The organism is Sphingomonas sp. GW821-FHT02B09 (assembly GCF_059421875.1).
Genome location: NZ_JBWKVV010000005.1, coordinates 140,587 through 164,431, shown reverse-complemented (window position 1 = coordinate 164,431; position 23,845 = coordinate 140,587). Strand labels below are relative to the sequence as shown.

Annotated in this window: 28 protein-coding genes; 21 read left to right on the top strand and 7 right to left on the bottom strand. The window is 62.8% G+C overall.

Translation table 11 applies throughout. The annotated features are described in order from the left end of the window. Positions 1-8 precede the first annotated feature (8 nt). Both AC07U4_RS18885 and AC07U4_RS18880 read right to left on the bottom strand, forming a co-directional pair. Complete coding sequence (locus tag AC07U4_RS18885) at positions 9-869, bottom strand: DUF7146 domain-containing protein (protein WP_495196506.1); 861 nt, start codon at positions 867-869, stop codon at positions 9-11. Then, positions 866-1,108 (bottom strand): hypothetical protein, encoded by a 243-nt coding sequence (locus AC07U4_RS18880; RefSeq protein ID WP_495196505.1) that lies wholly within the window; start codon positions 1,106-1,108, stop codon positions 866-868. Before AC07U4_RS18880 ends, AC07U4_RS18885 begins: the two co-directional genes overlap by 4 nt. 241 nt (positions 1,109-1,349) lie before the next feature. Between AC07U4_RS18880 and AC07U4_RS18875 the strand changes: the two genes are divergently transcribed. Beyond that, positions 1,350-1,619 (top strand): hypothetical protein, encoded by a 270-nt coding sequence (locus AC07U4_RS18875; protein ID WP_495196504.1) that lies wholly within the window; start codon positions 1,350-1,352, stop codon positions 1,617-1,619. 92 nt (positions 1,620-1,711) lie between these two features. On the opposite strand, the gene AC07U4_RS18870 is transcribed toward AC07U4_RS18875, so the two are convergent. Then, complete coding sequence (locus AC07U4_RS18870) at positions 1,712-3,004, bottom strand: DUF8535 domain-containing protein (RefSeq protein ID WP_495196503.1); 1,293 nt, start codon at positions 3,002-3,004, stop codon at positions 1,712-1,714. Positions 3,005-3,118: 114 nt separating this feature from the next. Between AC07U4_RS18870 and AC07U4_RS18865 the strand changes: the two genes are divergently transcribed. Then, positions 3,119-4,012: a lytic transglycosylase domain-containing protein gene (locus AC07U4_RS18865; RefSeq protein ID WP_495196502.1), complete on the top strand. Its 894-nt coding sequence runs from the start codon at positions 3,119-3,121 to the stop codon at positions 4,010-4,012. Positions 4,013-4,189: 177 nt separating this feature from the next. Here the strand turns inward: AC07U4_RS18865 and AC07U4_RS18860 are convergent, their stop codons facing one another. The 4 genes from AC07U4_RS18860 to AC07U4_RS18845 all read right to left on the bottom strand — a co-directional run bounded on the left by AC07U4_RS18860 (position 4,190) and on the right by AC07U4_RS18845 (position 7,938). Then, complete coding sequence (locus tag AC07U4_RS18860; protein WP_495196501.1) at positions 4,190-5,128, bottom strand: helix-turn-helix domain-containing protein; 939 nt, start codon at positions 5,126-5,128, stop codon at positions 4,190-4,192. Between the two features lie 293 nt (positions 5,129-5,421). Then, a complete protein-coding gene (locus AC07U4_RS18855; RefSeq protein WP_495196500.1) occupies positions 5,422-6,279 on the bottom strand; it encodes a replication initiator protein A in 858 nt (285 codons plus the stop codon). Positions 6,280-6,856: 577 nt separating this feature from the next. Beyond that, positions 6,857-7,297, bottom strand: a complete 441-nt coding sequence (locus tag AC07U4_RS18850; protein ID WP_495196499.1) for a hypothetical protein — start codon at positions 7,295-7,297, stop codon at positions 6,857-6,859. A gap of 179 nt (positions 7,298-7,476) precedes the next feature. Next, complete coding sequence (locus AC07U4_RS18845; protein ID WP_495196498.1) at positions 7,477-7,938, bottom strand: hypothetical protein; 462 nt, start codon at positions 7,936-7,938, stop codon at positions 7,477-7,479. Between the two features lie 408 nt (positions 7,939-8,346). Here AC07U4_RS18845 and AC07U4_RS18840 point away from each other — a divergent pair, with 408 nt between their 5' ends. From AC07U4_RS18840 to AC07U4_RS18750, 19 genes are read left to right on the top strand one after another with little or no spacing between them, the layout of a single operon-like run. After that, the gene (locus AC07U4_RS18840) at positions 8,347-8,667 is read left to right on the top strand and encodes a TrbC/VirB2 family protein (RefSeq protein ID WP_495196497.1); all 321 of its coding nucleotides are present in this window, start codon (positions 8,347-8,349) and stop codon (positions 8,665-8,667) included. Between the two features lie 59 nt (positions 8,668-8,726). Then, entirely contained in the window at positions 8,727-9,017 is a 291-nt protein-coding gene (traL, locus tag AC07U4_RS18835; RefSeq protein ID WP_495196496.1) for a type IV conjugative transfer system protein TraL, read from the top strand. A gap of 1 nt (position 9,018) precedes the next feature. Next, positions 9,019-9,591: a type IV conjugative transfer system protein TraE gene (locus AC07U4_RS18830; protein WP_495196495.1), complete on the top strand. Its 573-nt coding sequence runs from the start codon at positions 9,019-9,021 to the stop codon at positions 9,589-9,591. A 59-nt stretch (positions 9,592-9,650) separates the two neighbouring features. Then, the gene (locus tag AC07U4_RS18825; protein ID WP_495196558.1) at positions 9,651-10,406 is read left to right on the top strand and encodes a type-F conjugative transfer system secretin TraK; all 756 of its coding nucleotides are present in this window, start codon (positions 9,651-9,653) and stop codon (positions 10,404-10,406) included. A 3-nt stretch (positions 10,407-10,409) separates the two neighbouring features. After that, the gene (locus AC07U4_RS18820; protein ID WP_495196494.1) at positions 10,410-11,744 is read left to right on the top strand and encodes a TraB/VirB10 family protein; all 1,335 of its coding nucleotides are present in this window, start codon (positions 10,410-10,412) and stop codon (positions 11,742-11,744) included. Beyond that, positions 11,731-12,603, top strand: a complete 873-nt coding sequence (locus AC07U4_RS18815) for a DsbC family protein (protein ID WP_495196493.1) — start codon at positions 11,731-11,733, stop codon at positions 12,601-12,603. The genes AC07U4_RS18820 and AC07U4_RS18815 overlap by 14 nt, the downstream gene beginning before the upstream one ends. Next, positions 12,600-13,622 carry a TraV family lipoprotein gene (locus AC07U4_RS18810; protein ID WP_495196492.1) on the top strand — a complete coding sequence of 341 codons (1,023 nt, stop codon included), beginning with the start codon at positions 12,600-12,602 and terminating at the stop codon, positions 13,620-13,622. The genes AC07U4_RS18815 and AC07U4_RS18810 overlap by 4 nt, the downstream gene beginning before the upstream one ends. After that, positions 13,619-16,198, top strand: coding sequence for a type IV secretion system protein TraC (gene traC / locus AC07U4_RS18805; protein ID WP_495196491.1), 2,580 nt, complete (start codon positions 13,619-13,621; stop codon positions 16,196-16,198). Before AC07U4_RS18810 ends, traC begins: the two co-directional genes overlap by 4 nt. 5 nt (positions 16,199-16,203) lie before the next feature. After that, a complete protein-coding gene (locus tag AC07U4_RS18800) occupies positions 16,204-16,563 on the top strand; it encodes a hypothetical protein (protein ID WP_495196490.1) in 360 nt (119 codons plus the stop codon). After that, the gene (locus tag AC07U4_RS18795) at positions 16,560-17,255 is read left to right on the top strand and encodes a type-F conjugative transfer system protein TrbI (RefSeq protein WP_495196489.1); all 696 of its coding nucleotides are present in this window, start codon (positions 16,560-16,562) and stop codon (positions 17,253-17,255) included. The genes AC07U4_RS18800 and AC07U4_RS18795 overlap by 4 nt, the downstream gene beginning before the upstream one ends. Then, entirely contained in the window at positions 17,236-17,793 is a 558-nt protein-coding gene (locus tag AC07U4_RS18790) for a S26 family signal peptidase (protein WP_495196557.1), read from the top strand. Before AC07U4_RS18795 ends, AC07U4_RS18790 begins: the two co-directional genes overlap by 20 nt. Next, positions 17,790-18,428: a type-F conjugative transfer system protein TraW gene (gene traW / locus AC07U4_RS18785; RefSeq protein ID WP_495196488.1), complete on the top strand. Its 639-nt coding sequence runs from the start codon at positions 17,790-17,792 to the stop codon at positions 18,426-18,428. The genes AC07U4_RS18790 and traW overlap by 4 nt, the downstream gene beginning before the upstream one ends. Next, entirely contained in the window at positions 18,428-18,706 is a 279-nt protein-coding gene (locus tag AC07U4_RS18780) for a hypothetical protein (RefSeq protein WP_495196487.1), read from the top strand. The genes traW and AC07U4_RS18780 overlap by 1 nt, the downstream gene beginning before the upstream one ends. Then, complete coding sequence (locus tag AC07U4_RS18775; protein ID WP_495196486.1) at positions 18,703-18,927, top strand: hypothetical protein; 225 nt, start codon at positions 18,703-18,705, stop codon at positions 18,925-18,927. Before AC07U4_RS18780 ends, AC07U4_RS18775 begins: the two co-directional genes overlap by 4 nt. Next, positions 18,927-19,946: a conjugal transfer pilus assembly protein TraU gene (gene traU / locus AC07U4_RS18770; RefSeq protein WP_495196556.1), complete on the top strand. Its 1,020-nt coding sequence runs from the start codon at positions 18,927-18,929 to the stop codon at positions 19,944-19,946. Before AC07U4_RS18775 ends, traU begins: the two co-directional genes overlap by 1 nt. A gap of 12 nt (positions 19,947-19,958) precedes the next feature. Further along, the gene (gene trbC / locus AC07U4_RS18765; protein WP_495196485.1) at positions 19,959-20,702 is read left to right on the top strand and encodes a type-F conjugative transfer system pilin assembly protein TrbC; all 744 of its coding nucleotides are present in this window, start codon (positions 19,959-19,961) and stop codon (positions 20,700-20,702) included. Further along, on the top strand, positions 20,703-22,496 hold the full coding sequence (locus AC07U4_RS18760; protein WP_495196484.1) for a conjugal transfer protein TraN: 1,794 nt from the start codon (positions 20,703-20,705) through the stop codon (positions 22,494-22,496). Positions 22,497-22,530: 34 nt separating this feature from the next. Beyond that, the gene (locus AC07U4_RS18755; protein ID WP_495196483.1) at positions 22,531-22,881 is read left to right on the top strand and encodes a hypothetical protein; all 351 of its coding nucleotides are present in this window, start codon (positions 22,531-22,533) and stop codon (positions 22,879-22,881) included. Next, positions 22,862-23,782, top strand: coding sequence for a conjugal transfer protein TraF (locus AC07U4_RS18750; RefSeq protein WP_495196555.1), 921 nt, complete (start codon positions 22,862-22,864; stop codon positions 23,780-23,782). The genes AC07U4_RS18755 and AC07U4_RS18750 overlap by 20 nt, the downstream gene beginning before the upstream one ends. Positions 23,783-23,845 lie beyond the last annotated feature (63 nt).

Sequence of the window (23,845 nt, the reverse complement as noted above, 5' to 3'; positions counted from 1 at the left end):
CCGGCAGCTCACCGCCTCCCTCCCCCTCCTCTCTCTTTCGCCTCGAGCACCTCCGCCCAATCCTTGTAGGGCGCTGGCGGATAATCGGGCACGACGGTGAGCGCGTCCGAAGCATATTGCTCGATGCTACGCGCCACGGCTCGTCGGCCGGCGAGATCGCGATCCGCAGCCAGGATCAGCCGCGTGACCGACGATGGTATGGATACAAGGTCGAGTCTGCGCGACCCGAACGACGACCAGCACGGCAAACCGCGCAGGCGCGACCATGCCTGGGCACTCTCGAAACCTTCCGCTAGTCCGATCGTGGGGGCGATCCCGCCGCCACGCCACGCCCCGCTACCGAGCGTTCCGAGCGTCTGTTTCTCGGTGTAAGTGCCTGTCGCGGGATCGATGAATATCCGCTGGAAGGCGACTAGGCGGTCGTCCTCACGCGCCGCGACGAGCAGAGCGGGCTTGAACACGGTGAGTGGCTTGGGGCCGAGAGGACAGCGCGGATGGAAGCGAAGGTCGGTTGGTAGCGGCAGGAGGAAGCGCGACGCGAGATAGCGCTCGGCGCAGGATCCCGGCACGGCTCGAGCCTCGTTCCACAGCCGGTCGATGTTGGCGGTGCCCGCGGCCCGGGATATTTTGGGCGGCTCATACCTTTGCCCGAGAGGTATGCGGTCGAGCTCCCGCAGGATGTCGGCAGCGGCGCAGCCGGCAAAGCAGGTCACAAGGATGCCCCGGTCGCCTTGGCGAAGCGAGAGGCTGGGTGTCTTATCCGTATGGGCGGGGCATCGGCACGTCGCGACGTTGTGGTGCCAGGTTCCCCCAAGCGCGCCCACGAGGTCGACCAGCTTCTGTGAGGGGCGATTGGCGATCAGGGTCATGCCGGATCCCCCTCACGGCGCATCGTTTTGGTCAGGCGCGCAATTGCATATTCAGCGTCTCGCGCGGCGAAGTAGTTGTCGATCGCGTCGTCGTCGTGGAGCGGGACGACATCGGCATTCGGCTCCGACCGGTGCCGAACATACGCAGCAAGGGCGGTGCGCGCCGACCGCTCACTCGGATGCACGTCGGTTTGGTCGCGACCGTCGTCGTCGCGGATGAAGAGCAGAAAGCGTTCCATGGCGAGCGGACCTCGTACTTGGCCGCCTGTACCGGCGAACCATTACTGAAAGGGAATATCGGGCCATCCGAGCAGCCCATCCCTTCTCCCCCCCTCCGCTCTTCCTCTACCCCCGTTAAATCAGGGGTGATTTGGTATCAGTCCCGTTTACCCAGCGCTAAGCCCACTCAAGTAGGGTGCTTGAGGAACTAGAATCGATCTGTGCTTGTTTGTCGATGCACGGCCTTAAGAAGAGGTGAGGATGTCTCAGTTTTCGCCAATCGAGATCGCGAACTGGGTCGCTATCTATCTGGCGGCGGGTATCTGCTGCGGGATCGCTATGGTCATGTCCGTGTCGGTGACCATGCATGAGATGTGGCAGGCGAAGGTCTGGCAGGACGCTCGTACCTTTCGCGGTGCCGCCTTGTTGCTCCCGAAGACTTGGTGGCGATGGCAGAAGCTTTATCTTCTTTCCACGCCGGTGACGCTCGGGATCGTGTGCTATTTTGCAGCGACTATGCGGTGGAGCTAAGCCGCTATTTAGCGGCGTATTTCTAGTTTAGTATCACTAGACGACGTTAGACGAGTTGTAACACCTTTGATGTGCTAGGTAAATTCTCAGCACTACAGCCGCATGGCTTTGGCGATCCGTAATCCAACTGCGTCGTCCTCCATATCGCTCGGGCGGAGGGTAAGGAGGTCCCCCAAGTGTCGCATCCGCGGGTGGGTCACCGCCTTTGCGGCCAGGTAGTCGTCGTTATCGAAGCCCATCGCCTCCACGACGACGGTCCGAATCTCCCCGGTTTCGCGTGATCTACCCTCGAGGATGAAATCGGGACGGCAAGGTCCATCCGGCGTCATCGTATCGAAGAGCGGCTTCCCGATCGCCATATCGATCGACTGCGAGCGGAGGAGGCGTTGCGCTTCCAAAATCCGCTTGAAGGTTTTCCGCTCGAAATCCGACTCCACTGGAACGAACAGCCGGCCATTGTAGATCGGCTGCGCGTATCCTCGGAGAGGTGCATATCCGTGCGCCTCCGGGTACTCGCCGGCGACAACCAGCACGAGGAACGGCCCGCTGATCCTGTTACCGCGCACCGACGGTGACTGGACCCGGTTGGCGATCTCGACCGGCGGTCCATCGGGCACATAGATTTTGTGCCCATGAATGGCGGTCGCATAGAGCAGAACGAAACCCTGCGGCGCGTGCGCTTTCGGCCAATGCTCCGCGAGGCGTCGCAGCGTCGCGTACACGACCTTAGCCTCCAGCGGTCGAGCGTGCGTCCAGATAGCCCGCCCCAGCTCGATGCCAGGCGCGATCTCGATCTTTCCTGCGGCGCCCAAGATCGCGGCGAAAGCCTCCTTGATCGACCATTCAGGGCCGGCACCGATGGGAGGGACAGTGTTCGATCCGGCCGTGTCCATCAGTCGCCATAGGAGCCGGGCGAGCCGCGGCGTGGACGCGTTCCTGGTGCGATCGTCGTTGCTGTCCTCCTCCGGGCGCTGCGAGAGCTTTTCTGGCGCAGGCCTCAGCACCTCGAAAAAGCCGGCGGGTGGGTCGGTCGGCGTGTTGTGGGAGCGGACTTCGGTGATCCGGTTTGTCACCTGGTCCCGGAAGAACGGGCATTCCGCGCGATGCTCAGGACGCTTCTCGCTGGTCAGGCGTCGTAGATAATAGGTTTCCGCCTCGGATAGGAACGCGGGGGTGAGTATGGGTGGGGCGGCCTCTGTTCCAAGGCAATTGCAGGCGATCCAGCGGTGACCGATACGCGCGTTCTGGACGAGCGTGATCCCGGCCTGCTCGTCATGAAAAGTGCCCTCGCCAACGTACCAACGTACCAGTGCCTCGCGCAGCGGCTGCGGAAGCTTGATGCGATCGGGGCCTTTTCCGTCAGTATCTCGATGAATCAACCACATGCTCTGAGAGCCTTTGGGCGATGTTACTGAGCCAGTTTCGCGCTCGGCCCCTGTCTTGACAAGGGCAAATCTCTTGATCTCCACTGTTCTAAACCGGGGGTCGAGGAGGTTTTCGTGCATCAGTTTCAGGCCGTATTGGCGATCGCGAGCATGGCGCTTGCCACATCTGCCACGGCCGCGCCCGGGAAGCGCGGCAATATCCGGCGGGTCGAGATGATCTCGATGACGACCGCGCCAGCGCCTGTCGCGCCTATGGCGGACGGGGATCTCGGAGTCATCGAGAACCCTCCTGCGCCCGAGCTACCCGCAGAGTTCAAGATCCATGACCTGAGCCGTCGCTATGTCGAGTTTCGCATGAAGCAAGAGCTCGCCTCGATTGTCCCCGAGGTCAGCGTATCGGAGAGCCTGCCACAGAGTGTCGCGATCACGTCGTCGATTAGCGTGCCAGACTGGATGAGGCCCGGCGTCGGATCATTTACGGCGCCCGCGTTCGTCCCCGGCTGCGCGCCTCTTGCATATAGACCGTCGGGCTTCCTTTCGCGGGAGGCCGAAAATCGGCGAGCGGTTTACTATGGCATGATGAGCTCGATCGCGTGTGAACACGGCATCCCAACGGGGCTCTTCGACGCGATGATAATCCGGGAAAGCCGTTACAATCCGACGGCGCTTTCACCGAAAAATGCCTTTGGCTTCGCGCAGTTGATGCCCGGCACCGCAATCGGTCTCGGTGTGAACCGTTTCGACCCCTATCAGAACATGCGGGGCGGCGCCCGCTACCTCCGCCAGCAGCTCGATAGGTTTGGCCGCGTGCAGCTGGCCCTCGCTGCTTATAACGCCGGTCCGGGGCGGGTGCGCGGGGGCCTCGTACCGAGGATCACCGAAACGCAGGCCTATGTGACCGACATCATCGCCAACTGGTCAAGATTGACCGCCTCGCCTGGATCACAGACGTTCCGCTCGACCTTACCACAACCCGCCTATCGCTCGGTCGCACTCGCGCAATTCTAACCCCTCCGCGCACGCATCCGTCCGATGAACGGCGACAGAAAACGCATGCTCCACTCGGGAGCATTGCGACGGCGTAGCCGGCGCTCAAGGGCTTCACTTTGCGATGGTGGTTCGGTTGGTCGGTTCCGTCGTACTGGACCGCCGTCAGGCGATGACGCCTTGGCCGGCTAGGCCAAGTCATTCATTCCCATTTATAAATAGATTCTGGAGCGGTTGCGGGCCGTGGTGGCACTCGCTCTCTTGGGCGTCGAGTGCAGCACCAAGGCGTGCGAGTACCTTGCCCAACTGACCATCGACGGTGGCGAGCGCATATTCCCGTCGAGAAAGCGACGCGAGCATGGCCGTTGTGCTTTCGATCCGGTCGACCTCCCTTTGAACGACGTCGGCGGGCATCGGAGCGGGCCGCATCCATCGCGGAAGGTGCGCCTCAACCCATGCCGGCATGAGCATGCGGTAGGCGTTGCTGGTCTGTTTATAGCGTGGCCCTACGCCATCGATTTCAACGCGTTTGAAGCGGCGCTGCGAGAGGACGAAGCCGAGCTCGGCCAAGAGTGCCAGGGCGCGAACGATCGTCCGGCGACCAAGTCCGACCTTCTCGGCCAGATACTCGAGCGTTGGATACACCCGGCCAGCTTGGACCCGCGCTATCCTAAGCAGCTCCTCGAGGACGGCCAGCGTGGTACGATTGAAGCGCAGAATGGCGGCCTCCAAAGCCGTCGGCTCTCGCCCTTCGTGCGCGATCCGAGCTCGCAGGTTGGCGCGGCCGGCGCTGAGCGTCGCTGCCCGTTTATAAATCCGATCGGTCTCGCCCTTGGCCGGACGTGAAAAGAAGGCGTTCTCGAACGTGCCGGCCTCGATGCTGTCGCGCCGCACGGGCGCGCCGGTGCGATGCACAGTGCCCGACCGCGAGGGCCTCCGCTTGAAGCGAACACCACCGAGCGCCGACAGAGCGGCCTCTGCCATTGATATTGCAGCCAATTTCCTGCCCTCATGTGGGCCGGGACCGGGGCAAAACTCGACCGTGGCGCGAAGCGCGCAACCCTTGAACCGGAGCTCGGAAACCAGTATATCTTGAGCGTTGCAACGGCCCTTTCGATGCTTGCCGGCATCGGACATAGCGGTTTCAGGGTGCCCGGCCTTCGTGCCGGGCATTCGTTTATGTGGTCACAGCCAATCCTAATGTTTCTAGGTCGCGGACTGCGACCCAGACTTGGCCAATCTGCCGCACGCGGCGTGCTCGCGAAACACGCGTGATTCGTGCTTTGAAGGACATTAGGCAACTAATGTTCGTGCTTTCAGAAACACGAGAGCGTTTGTGTCCCGTGGCCCGGGACAACAATTCGTGCTTTCAATGACGCGAGGTGCTGGCGGGCACCGTCACGCACGTTCCGATCCCGAATCAGACAGAGCTATGAGGTCAGTCGCTTGTTCGACGCCTCGGGGATGATTTTGACGATATATTCGCGGACTGTCCGTCCAGCTGCAGTGACCGTCGGGCGGCCGGAATCATCGATCTCAAACCGGAAGCCTGGGATCGTGTTCTCATCGATAATCTTCGTGAGCACGAACTTGAAGTGACGCGAGGGGCCTTGATAGCCCATCTGCAGCCGGAGGTCTTCGAGCGGGATCGTCGTTCGACCGTCGACACTGAGCGCGCGAGCAACCTCATAGAGCCTGCGCTCTAACGGCCCCAGCTGGAAGTATGTCGATGCGTATTCCAGAACCTGACGATCGACCATGATCGCTCGGTACAGCCAATCGCAGAGACGCACCTTAATGGCTTTCAGTCGGCGCTCACCGCCTTCGCCCTTGGTATATTGAAGCTTGGCTTCCTGCAGCCAAGAGAAGAAGCCATCCTCGCCCTCTCCACCAGCTTCGATGTTGGTCTTGATCTGTGTACCCTGCAGTCGTTCAAGTGCCTCGGACAACCGTTGGTACGATCTCGCGGATTTGTTGACCCCGGTGACACTGAAAAGATCGTTGGCCGTAAAGCTAAATTCCTGACCGACGTGTTTCCCCGCCTCGACCTTCGATACCATCAGGCTCGCAATGTAGAGCAAGATTTCCTTGTCGTAGATCGTGGCAACGCCTTTTGGCCCAGGTCCGATCTCGATCGAGATGTCGTCCTTCTTGTAGGCTAAGGGCTGCATCCAAGCCTTCTTTGCCAACGCGAAGAACGGCCATGCCATGAGCGACCGCTCCCCGCGGACCGCACCATGCAGTGGGCTATCGAGCAGGAAAAGCTCGCCTTGTTCTATCTCCGCCATCGTCAATTAGCCTTTATTTTAATCTGAGGTTGTCGAGGGGCGGGCTTTGGGTGTGACTCGATCCTAGCGGGGCCGTGCCGCTCTCGTGTCATTGATAATTCGCCAGTGGACCTCTCGCGTTTCTGAAAGCACGAAAATTCAGGGCCTCGCGTTATCAAAAGCACGAAGTCAGGTCTAAAAACCCCGCTTTTCGGGGCTGTTTTGGCCGATTTCGGGCACCTCGCCTGCCGAGAGGCCGCGCTCTTCGTGCTTTTAATAACACGAGACGCCGTGGTTGGAGGTACGTCGCTGAAAGGGGTCTGGTTTACTGGAGCGTAAGCCATGCCCCGCCGTAGCACGCGACGCCTGTGCCTCAAAACAGCATCGTCGCAGGCAGCACCTGGTCACACCCGTCCACCCGCGCAATTGCCCTCCCTCTTCCCTTTGATCCATTGGCTATCCCAGGCGCTAGGAAGCCTGTGGAGGCCCGTGGCAGCGCCGTCGCGCGTATCCAGCGGTCGAAGCCCTCGCCGGCCGTCACAGCCAAAAAAAAGGCACCTGAGCGGTGCCTGATCCGATCGTCATGGATGCAGCGGCTTTAGAGCCCCTCGGCATCCTTCTTGCGCAGGCGGAAGCCCTTGCGCTCAGCGAGATCCGCGTAGCCGCGCTCGAACGTCTCGCACACCAGCTGCTGGATCTGCTGGCCATGCTCGCCGCGAACGTCGCTCAGGTCCAGGCCACCGATCGCGGAAACCGCATTTGCCAGCCTTGGGGCCAAGCCACCGAAGACGGTAGCGAGGAAGGCCGTCAGCCCAGCGGTATGCTCGCATTCATCGCCCGACAGGCAAGCGAGCAGCTCTGTTCCAAAGAATGCCTCGGATTGCGTGATCCCGAGGGCCTCGCAGATCGCCTGCGCTTCATCCACCCGCATCGGCCGGCGCTTTGCCGGGTCCGTATGCAGGATGGAGTGAAGCCTCGTCCGCTTCATCATCGGCGTAGCAGCTTCGAGCACGCGGAACGTGACCCGCAGCTCTTTCATCCTCGCAAGGAGGAAATCGGCAAGTTCTGGCTTAGCGCTGCTACTGCTGTCACCAGAATTGTATGGATATGACGCTCCCACCTCAGGGCACTCCCCACCCGTGTATTCCGACTCAGGTAAGCTTCAAAATGACAGAATGGCAGCCCTACCGTTAACGTTAATTTCATCTTTCTAAGGGGCTACCTGATTGGAATTACATTCGTTTCGGTTCTTTTGGCAGCTGCGCGGAAGGCCTGGGCGTCCTCGACGTCCAAGCCAAGCTTATTGATGACCTCTGTCGTGTTCTCCTCGACAATAAAGTCGAAGAGGACCAGCGATACAGCCGAGGCAAAGCTGACTGACGTCCCGACGACTGCTTCGAGGTCTGGTATCGACCCGTCGATCGCCTCAGCGCTGCTTTCCATTATTGTTAGAGACAGTCCGACGTCGCCATCCGTGGGGATGATACGCAGATGCTCCTTCAAAGAGCCAGCTTTGTAGGTGCTCTTAATGTGCGATGCGGATGAAGAACGGTCATTCACCACATCGTTTATCGACAGAAGAGTCTTCTTCTTATTCGAGAAAAGCCGGATGCTTTCGGTTACTAGCCGAAAGAGTGTTTCCGAGATCTTTAGATCGAAGGCGCGCTGCCCCGCCGTCATCTTAGAAGAAGTCCTCACCTGTATTTAACACCCTGAAAAATATCGTCCCAGCGGCGTTTTAGCACCATCGAGTCCGCGTTGTGTAACACATTCATGTGCCGGAGTCGCACCGTCGGATCAGACCCGTCACAAGGCTGTCCTCGTCCGCGGACAGTTGTCCGTCAATACGGACAGCTGTCCGCTATTGCGGACAGGCGTTCGTCACGGCGGACGGTTGTTCGTGAGGGCGGACAAATCGTCCCGGGCAGCGGGACAAGTGAGCGGCTGACGCTCTTTTCGTCGCAACGGATTAAAAAACATTCGATCGATCAAGCGGTTCCTCAACGCTTCGATTGCGCCACTTTTTTTCTCGGCCGAGCCTTTGGTTGGGCGCGCTGAAATGCGCTCAGTCAAAGGAGACCTATCGTCATGAAGACCCTGCTCAAGATGGGCCGTCGCACCGAGACGGCCGTGCTGGCCACCCTCGGTGTCGCGGCTGCCGCAGCCGTGATGGCCTCGCCGGCCTTCGCCGGTGCCGATGGCACGTTCGATACCGCGCTCGACGCCTTCACCGGCTTCCTCGAGGGTTCGGGCGGCAAGATCATCACCGTTCTGTCGCTGGCCGGTGGTGTCGTCGGTCTGGCCTCGGGCCGCTTCTCGCTCGGCCAGGTCGCGATCCCGGTCGGCGTGGGCGTTGGCGCCGGCACCGGCGTTCCGATCGTCACCTCGACCGTCACCGCAACCATCTGAATATATCCGGCACCGGCGGAGATAGCAGCTCCGCCGGCGTCGTCACTGAAGGTGGCGTGATGTCAGCCGACAAGTTCGTGATCCCATCGCACTTAGACGACCCTGAGCTTATCGGCTTTTGGACGTTGGACGAGTTCCTCGCGATGGTCATCCCCTTCACATGGGGAATCCTGTCCCAACACATCGTCATCGGGATTGCCTTAGCATTCTCGGGTTGGTGGGCTCTGCGACGAGCCAAGGCGGGACGGGCAACTTCTTGGTTGATCCACCTGGCGTATTGGCACCTTCCTGGCGGGTTCCCGTCGCTCAGGGCCACGCCACCTTCCTATCTCCGACTGATGGTGGGCTGACATGGATTATTCCTACCAGCACGCGCAGAGCCAGCGCGTCCTTCGCCAGCGTAATCTCCTCGGCATCGCCGCCCTCGTGCTGGCGGGCGCCGTTGCGCTCCTTCTCCTCATGTCTGCGACGCGCAGCCGCGAGATCGTCCTGCAGCCGGTCCTTGGATCGCCGGTGACGGTTTCCAGCTCGGGCGTGTCGCGCGAGTATCTCGAGCTGGTCACCCGCGACACCGCGGTGCTGACGCTCAACCGGTCGCCGGGCAGCCTCGACTATTGGATGAAGTCGGTCCTCGCGATCGTCTCGCCCAAGGCTCAGGGGACAATCAAGGCCGACCTCCTCAAGATCGTCAGCGAGCAGCGTGGCTCAAGCATGAGCCAGTTCTTCACGCTCGAAGGCATGGAGATCGACGCCAAGCACCTTCAGTCGACCGTCACGGGGAAGCTCAGCACGGTGGTCGGGCAGAAGGTCGTCTCAAACGAGCCTCGCACCTTCATCTACGACTGGGAATATTCGGGCATGAGCCTGAAGCTGGTCGGCTTCAGCATGGCGCAGCCCAAGGGCCGCCTGGGAGGTTCGCTGTGACCGCCTCACTCTATGCCTTCGGTAGCGCCGCACTCGGCACCGTCCTCGCATCGCGGACGATGTGCTGGCTCAGCCGCCTTGCCGGTGCCGCACTCATCGCCCTCGCCTTTTTCGTGTACGCAGGCCCTGCCTTCGCCGCGAACGATCAGACGCTGATGGTGGCAGACGGCGCGCAGGTTTCCTGCACCGCGTCGGCCAAGGACCTTACCCGCATCAGCCTCGTCGGCGACGAATTTGCAGGCGTCTCCAAGATCAACACCGGCAATCCGGCGGATGACTTTTCGGTCGTCAACGAGCCGGTGCGCGGTGACATCTACTTGTCGGTCCCAGAGGGGTTCAACCGCCAGACGCTGTCGTTCTTCGGAACGTCCAAGCGCGGCTACGTCTACAAGTTCGCTTGCCGCATCGCTGGCGATCAGGCCGTGCAGGTTTTCCTCTCCAACCCCGCGATCGCCAAGGCGGATGCTGTGGAGGCAACGCCCACCAAGGTGGCCGCCGCATCGTCGCCCGAGGACGCCGCGGTGTCGCTGGTCCAGGCCATGTACGCCAACAAGTCGGTCGAAGGCTTCGAGCAGCGTCAGCGCTCGCTGAAGCCCGTCTATGTCGGTGATCTGAAGGTCCAGATGATCTCCGAATATCGCGGGGAGGCCCTGACCGGTCGTGTCCTCCGCATCGAGAACAAGGGTTCGCAGGAGAAGGTCCTGACCGAGGCCCAAGTTGCGCCGTCCAGCGCCCTCGCCGTCTCGATCGCCGAGCCCAAGCTCGCACCTGGTCGGGTCACGACCGCCTACCTCGTCTCGCGGAACGGAAACTAAGCCATGGCCCTCACGGACATCTTCTCGCGAAGCCGCAAGCCGCTCGACGGGCCCGAGGCAGGTCCCGCAGTTGATGGCGTCTCGCCGATCGCCTCCGAGCTGGACGGCAACACCGAGACCAAGAAGAAGCAACGCATGCTCCTCGCCGGGGTGGGTGCGGTTGGCCTCGTCGCTTCGTCGTTCTGGATCTTCGGGGGCACGGACAGTGCCAAGAAGCTCGACCCCGACAAGCCTGAGCAGGTCAAGGTCTCGGTTGGCGACATGGCCAACAAGACCATGTCCGAGCAAGAGTGGATGGCGCTGTCCGAGAACCGCTTCCAGTCAGCCGAAAACCAGCTCAAAAGCGTCGATGGCACCAATGCTCGCGTCGCGCAGCTCTCGCAGCAGATCGACGCGCTCAAAGCGCAGAACCAGTCGATGTCGTCGGACGGTCAGCGCGTGGTGTCGGCCTACCAGGCCGAGAACGAGCAGCTTCGTCGCCAGGTGAACGACCGCGCGGCGCCGGCTCCGGTCCCTGCTGGTCCACAAGCGATGTACGGCCCCGGCAGTGCGGCAGTCTACGGCCGCGGTGCCGCGCCCCCGCCCGGCCCTGAGGTTGCGGCACCTCGCCTGAGCGAAGTTAAGATGGTGTCGTTCAGCTCGGCCGATCGCGGCACCGCCTCCAAGATCGCCAAGGGCAGCACGGTCTACACCGACAGCCCCAACTATCTTCCAGCGAACAGCTTCGCGACCGCCAAGGTCATCGTCGGCGTCGACGCCGCGGCGGGTGTAAACAGCCAGACCGACCCGCTGCCGGTCGTACTCCGCATCACCGGCCCGGCACGCTCGGTGCTGCAGAATGGCAAGCTGCTCACCACCAAAATCCAAGGCTGTCTCATCAACGGCGCCGCGCGCGGCGAGCTGTCGAGCGAGAAGGTCTATATCAAGCTGCAGAAGATGACCTGCCCGCAACCGGGCGGCAGATATGCCGAGTCCGAGGTAAAGGGCTTCATCGCCTTCGGCGGCAAGACGGGCGTCCGCGGCCGCGTGGTCAGCCGCGAAGGCTCGCTCGTCAGCCAAGCCTTCATCGCCGGTCTCGTGGGCGGCATCGGCAAGGGTTTCGCTGCAAATTCCAACTCGATCCTGCGTGGAAGCAGTGTCGTGGTCGACGGGCGCCGTCAGCAGCTCGGCGTGGGCGACATCGCACAGGGCGGGATCGGGAACGGCGTCGGCGAGGCTGGCGACATGGTCTCCAAGTACCTGATCGAGCGCGCCGAGCAGTACCAGCCCGTCATCGAGATGCCCACGGGCGTCGACGTCGAGATCGTCTTCCTGGAGGGTGTGTATGTCCGTAATTGATTACATCGCCTTCTGGCGACTGCGTCCGCGTTTCATCGCAACCATCGCCGGCTGCGCCGCTGTCGTGGGTATCGGTGCCGCAGGTGCTGCGGCGGATCTCGGCATCATGTCGCCGTCCAACACGAAGGTCGCCGCGCTCCTCAAGGCACGGCTGCCTCGCACGCAGGTGTCCAAGGTCGACTGCGGCGTGGTCGATGGCCTCTGCGAGGTCACCGCAGGCAACAACCTCTTCTACGTCGATCGGTCGGGCCGCTACCTCATGATCGGCCGGGTCTACGACATGGAGACGAGGCAGGACCTGACGGCAACCCGCCTCCTCGAGATCAACCCCGACACGCTCATTGGCGGGGCGGCCAAGGCCAACAACGCCGCGAGCGGAGACGAAGCGCCGCTGACGCGCGGCGCTGGCGCGCCTTCCTCGGCACCCGCTGCGCCGCAGCACCTCTCACTCACAAGCCTTCCGGCGACGGGTGCGATCGTGTGGGGCAAATCTGCCGGCAAGACGGTCACCGTCTTCAGCGATTTCCGCTGCGGCTACTGCCGCGCGCTCTCCAACACGCTGCGGACCATGAATGTGCGCGTCATCGAACGCCCCATCTCGGTGCTCGGCAGTCGCGACCTCGCCAACCAAGTCTACTGCGCCAAGAACCGTGAAGAGGCGCTGCACCAGGCTTACGCCGGCGAGCCTCTGCGCAATGCCGGCACGTGCGACACCTCGGGTCTCGATGCCAACGAGAAGTTCGCGCGCGCGCATGGACTCTCCGGCACCCCCGTCATCGTCCGCTCCGACGGCGCGATGATTGAGGGCTACCGGCCCAAGGAGGCGCTGGCCGCCTTCATCGAGGGAGGACGGTCGTGACGCCTACCAAGCTCGGCGCGCTCGCGCTCATCCTCGCCGGCACCGGCCTTTCGAGCTGCACGACGATGGGCGGCAACATCAAGGGCAACTTCTCATGCGTGGCGCCTGACGGCATCTGCGCGCCGAGTTCGACCATCGACGACCGCGCCTTGGCGCTGATCGCCGGCGAAGACGGCGATCGCATGATTACCCCGGCCGGTCCCTACAGTGTGCCCGCAGGGGATGACCGCGGCGCACAAAGCATCGCCGCCCGCGCCGTCACCGGCGGTTTCCGGACCGCCTCGGCAGTGCCGGCCCGCAGCCAAGAGCGGGTCCTGCGCATCGTTTTCCCAGCCCAGATCGACGGTGCCGGTCGTTTGCGCGAGCAGACCGCCATTCATGCCGTGGTCGAGCGGGGCGAGTGGCAGCAGGCCTTAGCCGCTAACGCCGTTGCGACCACGCCATCCGAAGTCGCTACAGCAACTGGCGGCGACACCCTCCTTGCCGCGGTCGATCGTGCCGACCCGCCAGTCAGTGCCATGTCCGACGGGATGGTTGACCCCGACATGCCGAGCCCCGCTGCCGTCGCGGCTGCGCGCTCGCAAGCGGATCCAGTCGGCGACATCAAGGACCAGGTTGCGCGACAGCTCGCACGCAACCCCCGTCGCGTGCCGGTAGCGACGCGCCCGACCTTCCGTCCCGCTCCCGCTGCGATAGCTATTCCGGTCGCTCCGAGGCCCGCAGGTTCCTCGTCGCAGCCACAAACGGCGACAACGCAGAACGTCCGCCCCTCCAGTATCAAGCCTTCCGCCTCTTCCGCGTTGCCTCGCCCTGCAGAGACGACGCCAACGGCGACGTCGTCCGTCACCGTTCCGGCACATGCGACACAGGCTGGTCGGACGGCGATCGCGTCGGTTCAGGCCAACCCGGCGATCCGCGCCGGGCTCGCGCGCGCCGAGCCGGAAGCGCGCGACGCTGCGAAGGCAAACGGCGTCGTTCCGGTGCTGCGTGCGCCCTCGTTCCCTGGAGTGGATCAATGAGCTTTCTGAGCGGCCTGCTGGCGACGTTCCTGGGCGATAGCGCAAAGCCCGAGAGCGGGCGCCCCGACACCGCGGTGCCGCGCTTTGTGCATTGGCTCCCCTACCGGAGCTACGATCCCAAGACGCAGATTTTCTACAACAGCGCGACACGCGGCTTCGTCCTCGAATGCACGCCGATGATGGGTGCCACCGAGCAGAGCCACGAAATGCTCGCGCAGTTCCTCTCCGAGGGCATCCCCACTCCGGGCGCGCTGCAGGTGCATGGTTGGATGAGCCCGCGCATCAGCGAGCTTCTCTCGAAATGGTATCTCCCGCGATACTCGGCCGCCGGCGTCTACGAGCGCATGGCCAAGCACCGCACCGAGTACCTGCTTGGCGGAGTATGGCATTCGCTGTCGACGGCTGCGCCCTTCCATATGCGCAACCATCGCCTCGCCATCTCCTATTCGACACCCGAAACGAGCCGCGTTTCCAACGAGGAGATCGTATCGGTGATGGAGGGGCTCGCCTCCGCCCTCGAGTCAATCGGCGTCCACTCGCGCGCCATGGACCCCAAGGCGCTCATCACTTGGATCGACGACCTCACCTCGCCCACGACCGCGCCGGGCGACGACACGATCACCTACAATCCCTTTGATCCGATCGCGGATCAGGCTGTGCGTCACGATCTCGAAATGAAGATCGAGCCCGATCGTATCCTGCTGCGGACTGAGCGCTTTCGGCCGACCGGCAAGACCGTCGATAACGCCCCGGAGATCGGCGAGATCTACCCGGACACGTTCGATGTGCGCTCCTTTTCGGTTCGTAATCTGCCGCAGCGCTGGGCGCCCTGGGACATGGCCAAGCTCATTGGCGATATGTTCGCCGACAAGCTTCGCATGCCCTGCCCCGTCTCGACGAACCTCTGCCTCGACTTTCCCGACGCGGAGGCAGAGGGACAGCGCGCTGGTCGAAAGTTCATGCGGACCACCAGCCTTGCGGACTCGAAGTCGGCTCGCATGTTGCCGCAGCTGAAGGATCAGTCGGCGGAGTGGAAGTTCGTCAAGGACGAGCTGCGCCAGGGCCGCAAGCTCGTTCAGGCGTTCTACTCGGTCACCTCCTTCAGCCCCAAGGGCAAGGGGGACACGAACGAGCGAACGCTGAAGTCGGTGTACCGCGCCGCAGGCTGGGACCTGCTCGACGATCGGTATCTGCAGATCCAAGGCCTCCTCGCCGCGATGCCGATGACGATGGCCAACGGTCTGTCGTTCGATCTCAAGAATATGAAGCGTATGCGGACCGTGCTGACCACGACCGCCGCGAGCCTCATGCCGCTGCAGGGCGAGTACCTTGGCGGCAATAACCCGCACCTCATGCTCATTGGTCGACGCGGCCAGCCATATTTCTGGTCGCCGTTCGAGAATACCGCAGGCAACCATAACGTCGCCGTCTGCGGCAAGTCCGGCTCGGGCAAATCGGTCATGCTGCAGGAGTTGTGTGCGTCGTTGGTCGGCGCCGGCGCGAAGGTCGTCGTAATCGACGATGGTCGGTCGTTCGAGCACTCGGCCAAGCTGCAGGGCGGTGCCTTCGTCGAGTTCACGATGGCGTCGGGTTTCTGCATCAACCCGTTCGCGATGATCGATCCCGCGCTGGCGGAGCAGGACGAGGATTACCTCATGGACTGCTTCGCGATGCTCAAGAGCATCGTGAACCAGATGGCGCGGCACATCGACAAGCTCAATGACACCGAACGCGGCCTGATCGACGGCGCGATCAACAAGGTGTGGAACGAGAAGGGACGCGGAGGCTCTGTCAACGACGTCATTGCTGCGCTCAACGACACGGGCAACTCCGTTGCCGCCGATCTCGCCATCGCCATGCGGCCGTTTTCGTCCGAGGGCACCTATGGTCGCTTCTTTATCGGGGACGTCTCGTTCCAGTTGAAGGCCGACCTCACGGTCTTCGAGCTGTCCGATCTCTCGTCGCGCGAGGAGCTCCGTTCGGTCGCGCTGACAGCGATCATGTTCATGGCGAGTCAGGCAATGCGCCGCCAGGATCGCTCGGTCCCCAAGGCATTGCTGCTCGACGAAGCGTGGCAGCTGCTCAAGGGCGGTTCGATGGCCGACTTCATCGAGGCCTATGCCCGTACCTGCCGTAAGTACGGCGCATCGCTGGTGACGGCCACGCAGAGCATCAACGACTATTACAAGTCCGACGGTAGCCGCGCGGCTCTTGAGAACAGCGACTGGTTCGTCATCCTTCAGCAGAAGGCCGAAACCATCGCCGACTTCAAGAAGCACGACCGCTTCGAGATGGACGATTACACCGATGCCTTGATGCGCTCGCTGAAGCGTAACGGCCTCGAGTATTCGGACGTGCTCATCAAGGGACCGGAGACCATGTCGGTCGGGCGGCTCGTTCTCGACCCCTATTCCGGAACCGTCTTCTCGTCCTCGCCGCGCACCTTCGCGGCAATCCACGATCTGCTCGATCAGGGGTTGACGATGGAAGAGGCAATCGAGCGCATCGCCTACCCCGATAACCCTGAAAAGTGGAGCGACGCCGGCGACGACGCGCTTCCAATCGCCGCGGAGTGACCGTCATGGCAACGCACGCAAATTCCCTTGTCCCGCTTGCTGCGCCGAAGGCAGCGAGTCGGGTCGACTATGGTTTTCTGCTCTACTTCAGCCTCCACATGGCTGGCTTCCTCGCCTCAACGCTCTTGATGACGTGGGGCTTGTTCGTGCTCTTCTTCCTCGTGCTGGGCGGGTTCTCGCTCGATGGCATGATCCACCACCTTCAGAACATGACCAGTCGCTACCTGGCGGCCGGTCCAGACCGGATCGACCAGTTCAAGATCACCGTGGGCGTTGCGCACGTGATCCTGTCGACCGCCCTCATCTTCTTTCGCCGGCATTCGATCCTGCCGCGCGATCCGGCCGCTCGGGAGCGCGACGCATGACCGAAGCATCCAGTCTCGACCGCAACGACGACGGTCTCGGCCTTTCGCCCGATCGCGATCCGTCCCCTCTCCGCGCTGCTGGGCGTGGAGCGAAGCGCCGGGCCGTTTTTGCCGGCTACACGATGCCGCAGCTGCTCGTGGGAGCTGCCGTGCTTCTCGCGCTTGTCTGGGCGATGTGGATCAGCAAAGCCGTGATGGCTGAGAAGCCGCAACACATCGTGAAGGCGGATCTCTCACGCATCGTCGGCGAGTATGTTCAGGCTCAGGCCCGTAGCGCCACCCCGCCTGAACAGGTTCAGGCACAGATGAGGACGTTCATGGCCGCGCTCGATACCGAGCTGCAGCGCCGTGGAGCCGCAGGCCAGGTGGTGCTCGTCGGCGAGGCGGTTCTCTCGAAAAGCGTCCCCGACATCACTGCCGATGTCGCCAAGGCGGTCTATTCGGCGGGTGTTCGCGTCCCGCAGGCGGCTTCGCCGGCGCAGATGGGTGCCATGATGCGCGGTCAGGTTCCGACGGCGCCGGTGGCTGCCCCCGCTACCGCTGTCCCTGACGTTGTCCAAATGCCTGCCAGCGCGCCTGCGCCTTCGCCATTCGCCGCAATGCCGCAGGACACCGCGCAAGCGCCTCAAATGCCTGAAGCCTCGGCCGCTGGTGCAAGTGTCGCAACCTTTGGTGGTCCCGGTGGCCAGTAAGGCCGCCGCCATCGCGGCACCCGTCGCCGAGGAACGTTTCCGCCCGCGCAAGCGGTTGTGGGCAGCGCTCGGTCTTTTCATCGCAGGTGGCGCGTCGCTAAACGCGCTTGCCGAATGGCGTGACACGCACGCGCTGCTCATCAATTCCTCGCAGTCCCTGCCGAATTGGGCGTTCGTGATCCACAAGACCGCCACGCCGGCGCGTGGTGAATACGTCTTCTTCGTTCCACCGGCTGCGCCGCTCGTCGTCCGCCACTTCGGTGCCAAGAAGCAGATGTTCGGCAAGATCGTCTACGGCATGCCCGGAGACGTGGTCGAGCATCGCGGCGCCGACGTCTTCGTTGCCGGCAAGCTGGTCGCGCACATGAAGCCGGTGAGCAAGTTCGGCGAGCGCCTCGTCCCCGGTCCAACGGGGGTAATCCCGCGCGGTTGCTACTTCGTTGGCAGTCCCCACAAGGACGGGTTCGATAGCCGCTATGCGGCGATCGGCTTCGCCTGCGCGAACAAGATCGTCGGCGTCGGAAAGCCGATCCTGTGAAGCGCGCGCTGGAGTCCATCGCGATCGTCGCCCTGCTGTCGGTGTCGCTGAGCTCGGCGACACGCGCAAGCGACCACGGCGTCGTCGGGCAGACCTTCCCGATCATCGAGCCCGATCTGCTCGCGACGATCGAGGCGAAGCTCCAGCGGCTCCAATCGAACGGCGAGATCGATCGCATGAACGCCGCCTTCGCCAAGCGCGCCGAAGCCCGCGTTCGACGCCCCACGCCTGTCGCGGGCATCACGCCAGCATCCGAAACCCGCACCTGGGCCTACGATCCGACGATCACGATCGAGCGCGACGTGCAGGATCAGAAGGGCAATTTCATCGCCCGCCGCGGTCAGACGGTCAATCCGCTCGACTTCACAGCGGTGACGCAGGCCCTCGTGTTCGTGGACGGTGATAACAAGGCCGAGATGGCTTGGGCGACGTCGCAATACAGCGACCTCAAGGCGAAGATCATTCTCGTAAGCGGCTCTCCCCTCGAGGAGATGACGGCGCGGCAACGCCGCTTCTACTTCGACCAGGAGGGCCGTCTCACCGGCAAGCTGGGCATTCGGCACACGCCCGCGGTCGCTGTGCAGGACGGCCGCGTCATGAAGCTTTCCGAAATCAAGCTGAAGGGAAACAGCTGATGCCTCTCTGGCTCGACATGATGAAAACGCCGATGGCCGCGCCGGAAACGGACGAGCTGCGCGGCATGCGCCGGACCTTCCAGGTGCTCTGCGTGGCCTCCGCGCTGGGCGTACTGTCGATCAGCACGCTGGTGCAGCTCTTCGGCCGGCCCGCCTCGTTCGTGGTCGCCGCCCTCCTTGCTGTTACCGCGCTTCACACGACGCTCTATGTTTTCAGGAAGAACCGCGCCGACAACGCCTACCTCGATGCCGCGGTGTCGTCGGAGGATCCGGCGTGAATGCTCGCCAGGTCATAACGGAGCCACGGCAGCGTCTTGCCTATCGCGTTATGCTGTACGCAGTTTTGAGCGCGGGCATCTTGCAGTGGACGTTCATCGACGATCTGCCGTCGGGTAGCGGCAAATTCTATGTCGATGCCGTGATTGCGGTAGGGGCAGTCATGCTCATCTTCCCGCTACCCGGCGGTCTGAAGACGATCATCAGTGGGAACGGGCGATGATGCTGCCGCGTCTCCGCTTGCTCCTTGTCGCGTTGATCGCTCTCTTCGCGACCGCGGTGCTGAGCCCGCGCGCGGAGGCTCAATCGAAGTGCACAGGCAAATTCGTCAACCCGATTACCGATGTCTGTTGGTCCTGCCTCTTTCCGCTTTCGGTCGGCGGACTGAAGATCTGGCCGAGCAACCGCCCCGATACCGATAATCCCAGCCTGCCCGTGTGTGCCTGCGGCTCGCCAGTGCCGCGCGTCGGCATCTCGGCTGGCTTTTGGGAGCCGGTCCGTCTCGCCGACGTGTCGACCAAACCATGGTGCTTCGTGAACCTGGGCGGCACCAAGATTTCGCCGGGTTTCGACATCGGGCAGGGGAATTTGTCGGGACCATCGCAGAAGGGCGGCAACGGTCAGAACACGTCCAAGTGGCACGTCCACTGGTACGTTTATCCGCTGCTCTACTGGATGGAGATCCTCGCGGATTTCGCGTGCTTTGAGCAATCGTCGTTCGACATCGCTTACATGACCGAGGTCGATCCGCTCTGGCAGGATGACTCGCTGACCGCCCTTATCAATCCAGAGGCGGTTCTGTTCTCCTCGCCGATCGCTCAGGCCGCGTGCGCCGGCGACTGCATCGCAGCTACCGCCAAGCTGCCCCTCGATGCGACCTTCTGGTGCGCGGGCTGTCAGGGACCGATGTACCCGGTAAACGGTAACATCGCCGCGTCGATCGGGCATGTGCAGGCCTCGCGCCTCGCGCTCGCCCGCTTCGCTTTCAAGATCCACCGCGAAGGGCTGGCGTGGGGCACAATGGGCTCCAAGGGGCTCTGCAACAAGTACCCGATGCCGGTGCTGCGCAAGCAGCAATACCGCGTCCAGATGACCAACCCGATCCCGACCGTCAGCGGCAAGTTCGCCTGCTCGCCTCTTGGTGCTTCGACCATGCCGCCACAGGCTGGCCGTGCCTTCCCGGTGAAGGGTGAGGACATGGGCTATCTCGTCTGGCGCAAACGCAACTGCTGCGTGCTGTGAGGAACCACTGACATGCGACGCTTCACCATCGTCCTCGCACTCGTCGCCGCGGTAGGCGGAGTCCAGGCGATCGCGCAGACCGTCGACGGTCTAGACCTCGACGCGATCAAGCGTCGCTCGGCCGCCATGCAGAGCGATGCAGAGACGTTCGCCGATCACGTTCGCAATCGTGGTGACGCCTTCCGCGAAGAGGCCGTCGCCGTGCAAACCAAGGCGACGGGAAACCTCATCGAGTTGGCAAAAGCCGATCTCCCCGTGAACGGTGAGGGGGCATTCGACTTCGACGAAATCATCAAGGGCGCCAGCCAGAACGTCTCATCGACGGGCCGCGGCGATGCACCCCAGTTCATTGCATTCGCCAGTCTCTCGATGCCCGTCCCCGCGCTCCGCCAGCTGATCGCGGACACCGCGAAGGCCGGCGGTGTGGTGGTCTTCCGGGGCTTTCCCGGCAACTCGATGAAGGCGTTCAGCGAAGCGCTCAGCAAGGTCGTTACCGACAAGGATCAGTTGTCCAACGTCGGCATCGATCCGCGCCTCTTCCGCGCCTTCGATGTTCAGGCCGTGCCGACCTATGTGGCGGTTTCGTCCGACTTTGACCTGTGCTCCGGGCTCAACTGCCGCACGGCAGTGCCCGCGCACGACCGCATCACTGGCAATGTCTCGGTTCGGTACGTGCTCGACACCTTCGTGTCGGCACGCGGGCCAGGCGCCGGCGTAGCCTCGGTGGCGCTGCGCAGCATGGCGAAGGCGAGCTAGGTGAAGCGCGTCGCTGCCTCCCTGTTCCTCGCCATCCTCGTGGGTGGCGCCAGCGGCGTAATCGCGCAGACGACGATCGAAGAGGCGCGTCAGCAAGGCAACGCCATGGGCAAGGCCATGCGCGCCGACGAGAGCCTGAACCCGAGCGAGCTGAAGCTGCAGGAGCTGCCAGGCTACGGCGGGACGGACCTGCCCGAGAAGGGCTATTTCGACGACCCCGACAAGCTGACGACGGACGGCAAGATCGCCTCGCCGACGAACGACGCTTACGGAACGGTCACCGACAAAGCCGGCACCCGTCCCAGCTTCAGCAATGCCGAAATCCTTGCTGCCACCTCGCGCGGCACCGCGATCGAGAAAGATCCGGAGACCTACCTCGGTGGCCAGGACATCAGCGGTAGCGAGGGCACCTGCACGGCGCTGCCCCCTTCGACCGGCTCGAAAGGCTATTACGAGGCGACCTGCAACAAGGGCTCGAAGGTCACGCAGGCCGACGAGGTTTGCCGTGGCAACATGGTTCCCCACGTGGTCAATACCGCGCGCTATTTCTACTACGGCGTGCTCGACAAGAACGAGGGGTACGGCTTCGCGCGCAACAGCATCATGCAGGCGCGCACGACCGCGGGTGTATGTCGCACCGAGGCCGTCTCGAAGCATATCTGCGACGCCCAGATCGATCTCGGTGCCGGTGGTACGAACGTCGAGGACTATCGCAAATTTTGTAAGGGCAAGCTGAGCGGCACCGCGCAGCTATACTCGTGCTCGAGCGAGCTTCCCGCGAGTGACACCGGCAGCCACCAGAATTTCCGCACTGGCACTGTCTACCTGAAGAAGGAAGGCGAGGTCAGCGTCTCCGTCACGCGCAACGAGGGCACCTGTCCGTCGCTTGCCGCGGACACCAGCTGCACGCCGCAGGCGACGGAGGTTTGCACCGAGGGTCCGGAGACGCGGACGATTGAAGGCGTCCCCGTGACGCAAAGCTGCTGGGCCTGGTCACGCACCTTCACCTGCCAGCGACTGACGCCCGCCAGCGATTGCAGCTCGCTCGACGACAACAAGCAGTGCAAGTTCCTGCGCGACGAATGCCTCGACGATCCGCAATCCGGTGCCTGCAAGGTATCGCAGAGGGTCTACAGCTGCCCGCTGCCTGACGATCCGGCATCGACCGACAAGCAATATGTTTGCGGCAACGACGTCTATTGCCTCAACGGCAACTGCGAGCAGATCGAGCGAGAGGCCTCGACCGAGTTCAAGGACGCTCTCGTTGCGCTCCATTCGATCGGGGACGCCGGCAAACAGTTCGATCCGAATAATTTGACTGTCTTCTCGGGCGAGCGTGGCACCTGCAACAAGAAGATCTTCGGCGCATCCAATTGCTGTTCGGGTAAGGGCGTCCCGCTCTTAACTCCGTGGCTCTGCAGCTCGGCCGAGAAGCAGCTCGACGAAAAGGACGACAAGGGACTTTGCCACAAGGTCGGTTCCTACTGCTCCGACAAGGTGCTCGGCATCTGCGTCACGTCGAAGGACGCCTATTGCTGCTTTGGCAGCAAGCTAGCTCGTATCCTGCAGGAGCAAGGTCGCCAGCAGATCAACAAGCCATGGGGGAAACCCAAGGAGGAGACCTGCAAGGGCTTCACGATCGAGGAGTTTCAGCGCCTCGACCTGTCCAAGATGGATTTCTCCGAGGTCTATGCCGAGTTCATGGACGCCGCAAAGCTGCCCGACGAGGTCAGCGTGATGACCGACATCCAGCAAAAAATTCAGGGGTATTATGACCTTCACGGGGGCAAATGATGCTGACGGTTCGGGGGGACCATGCTCGATCGACATGTCGGTGCTCGATCTCGCGATCTTCCTGCGTATCCACCGATCAGGGCGCGGAACGTCAGCCGGTGAGGTCGCCCAGACGGTCGGCCGATGGTTCAACTGTGACATCGATCCGCGCGAGATCGAACGGTCGTTCCCGCGCATGGTCGAGTCCGGTTGGCTTGTTCGCCGCGAGAGCGGGATGCGCGCCACAATCAAAGGCCGGAAGCACGGCCGCACTCACCTCCGTGGGATCGTCCAAATGCTCGATCAGGGCACCAAGATGCTCGACGTCGCGCGGATGATGCACGTCCTTCAACTCGCAATGATTGAGCTCGACGGGGAGCATGACGATGATGACGATCAGGGATAACCGCCGCGGCCGTTTTGCCGCCACTCTTCTCATGCTGCTTGCGGCAACCACGCCGATCGCGGCGCCGGCAGGTGCGCAATCCCTCGACCTGCAATCGGCAGCGATGGCCGATACAGGTGACGAGTCAGCGACGGAGGATCTGGCCGCGCCGGAGGTCCTCGAGGCGAGTGTCGGCGCGCCTGTTCAGGGTGACGATTTCTACTGCGATCAGCGCCGGCTTGGTCAGTGGTTCTATTGCGAGCGACCCAAGGCCAAACCGAAGCCCCCACAGGCAGCTCAGCAAGCTGAGGCCCAGGCGTCCGCTACCGACCGGATGAAGGCTATCTCCAAGCAGCTCAACGAGCTCAAGAACCGCGCCATTCTCGAACCGACCGAGGCGAACGTGATCGCCTATGTCCGCTACCAGCGCGAGCAGCTGGACCGCGCGTCCACCTTCTCCGACACGTGGCAGCGCGCGCTCTGGCAGAACCCGGATATCGACTACACGCTGCAGCGTCCGGTCTCGACCGTTGGCAAACGGGCTTGGACCGACAATCGCAGCGCGACCCGCGACCAGGCGCTTTCCCGCATCGGGCAGCGCTATGGCATGTTCTATTTCTTCGCTCAGAGCTGCGCCGCTTGTGAGGTGTTCTCTCCCATTCTCCGCTCGGTTGCCGACAGTCACCGCATGACGGTGATGGCCGTTTCGACCGATGGTGGACCGAGCCGCTCATTCCCGAACTATGTCGTCGACAGCGGTCAGCGTGAGCGCATGGGCGTCCCCCTCGCAACGCCGGCGCTGGTCCTCTTCGATACCGTCACCCGCAAGACCGTTCCGATCGGCTTTGGCGTCATGTCGGCCGACGAGGTCATGGAGCGCATCTTCATGCTCACCAACACCAAGCCCGGTCAGGACTTCTGATGGACGCGCCCTCCCCCCGCCCCCGTCCCTCTTCCTTCCGCGTCTTCCTGCGGCGTTCCGCCG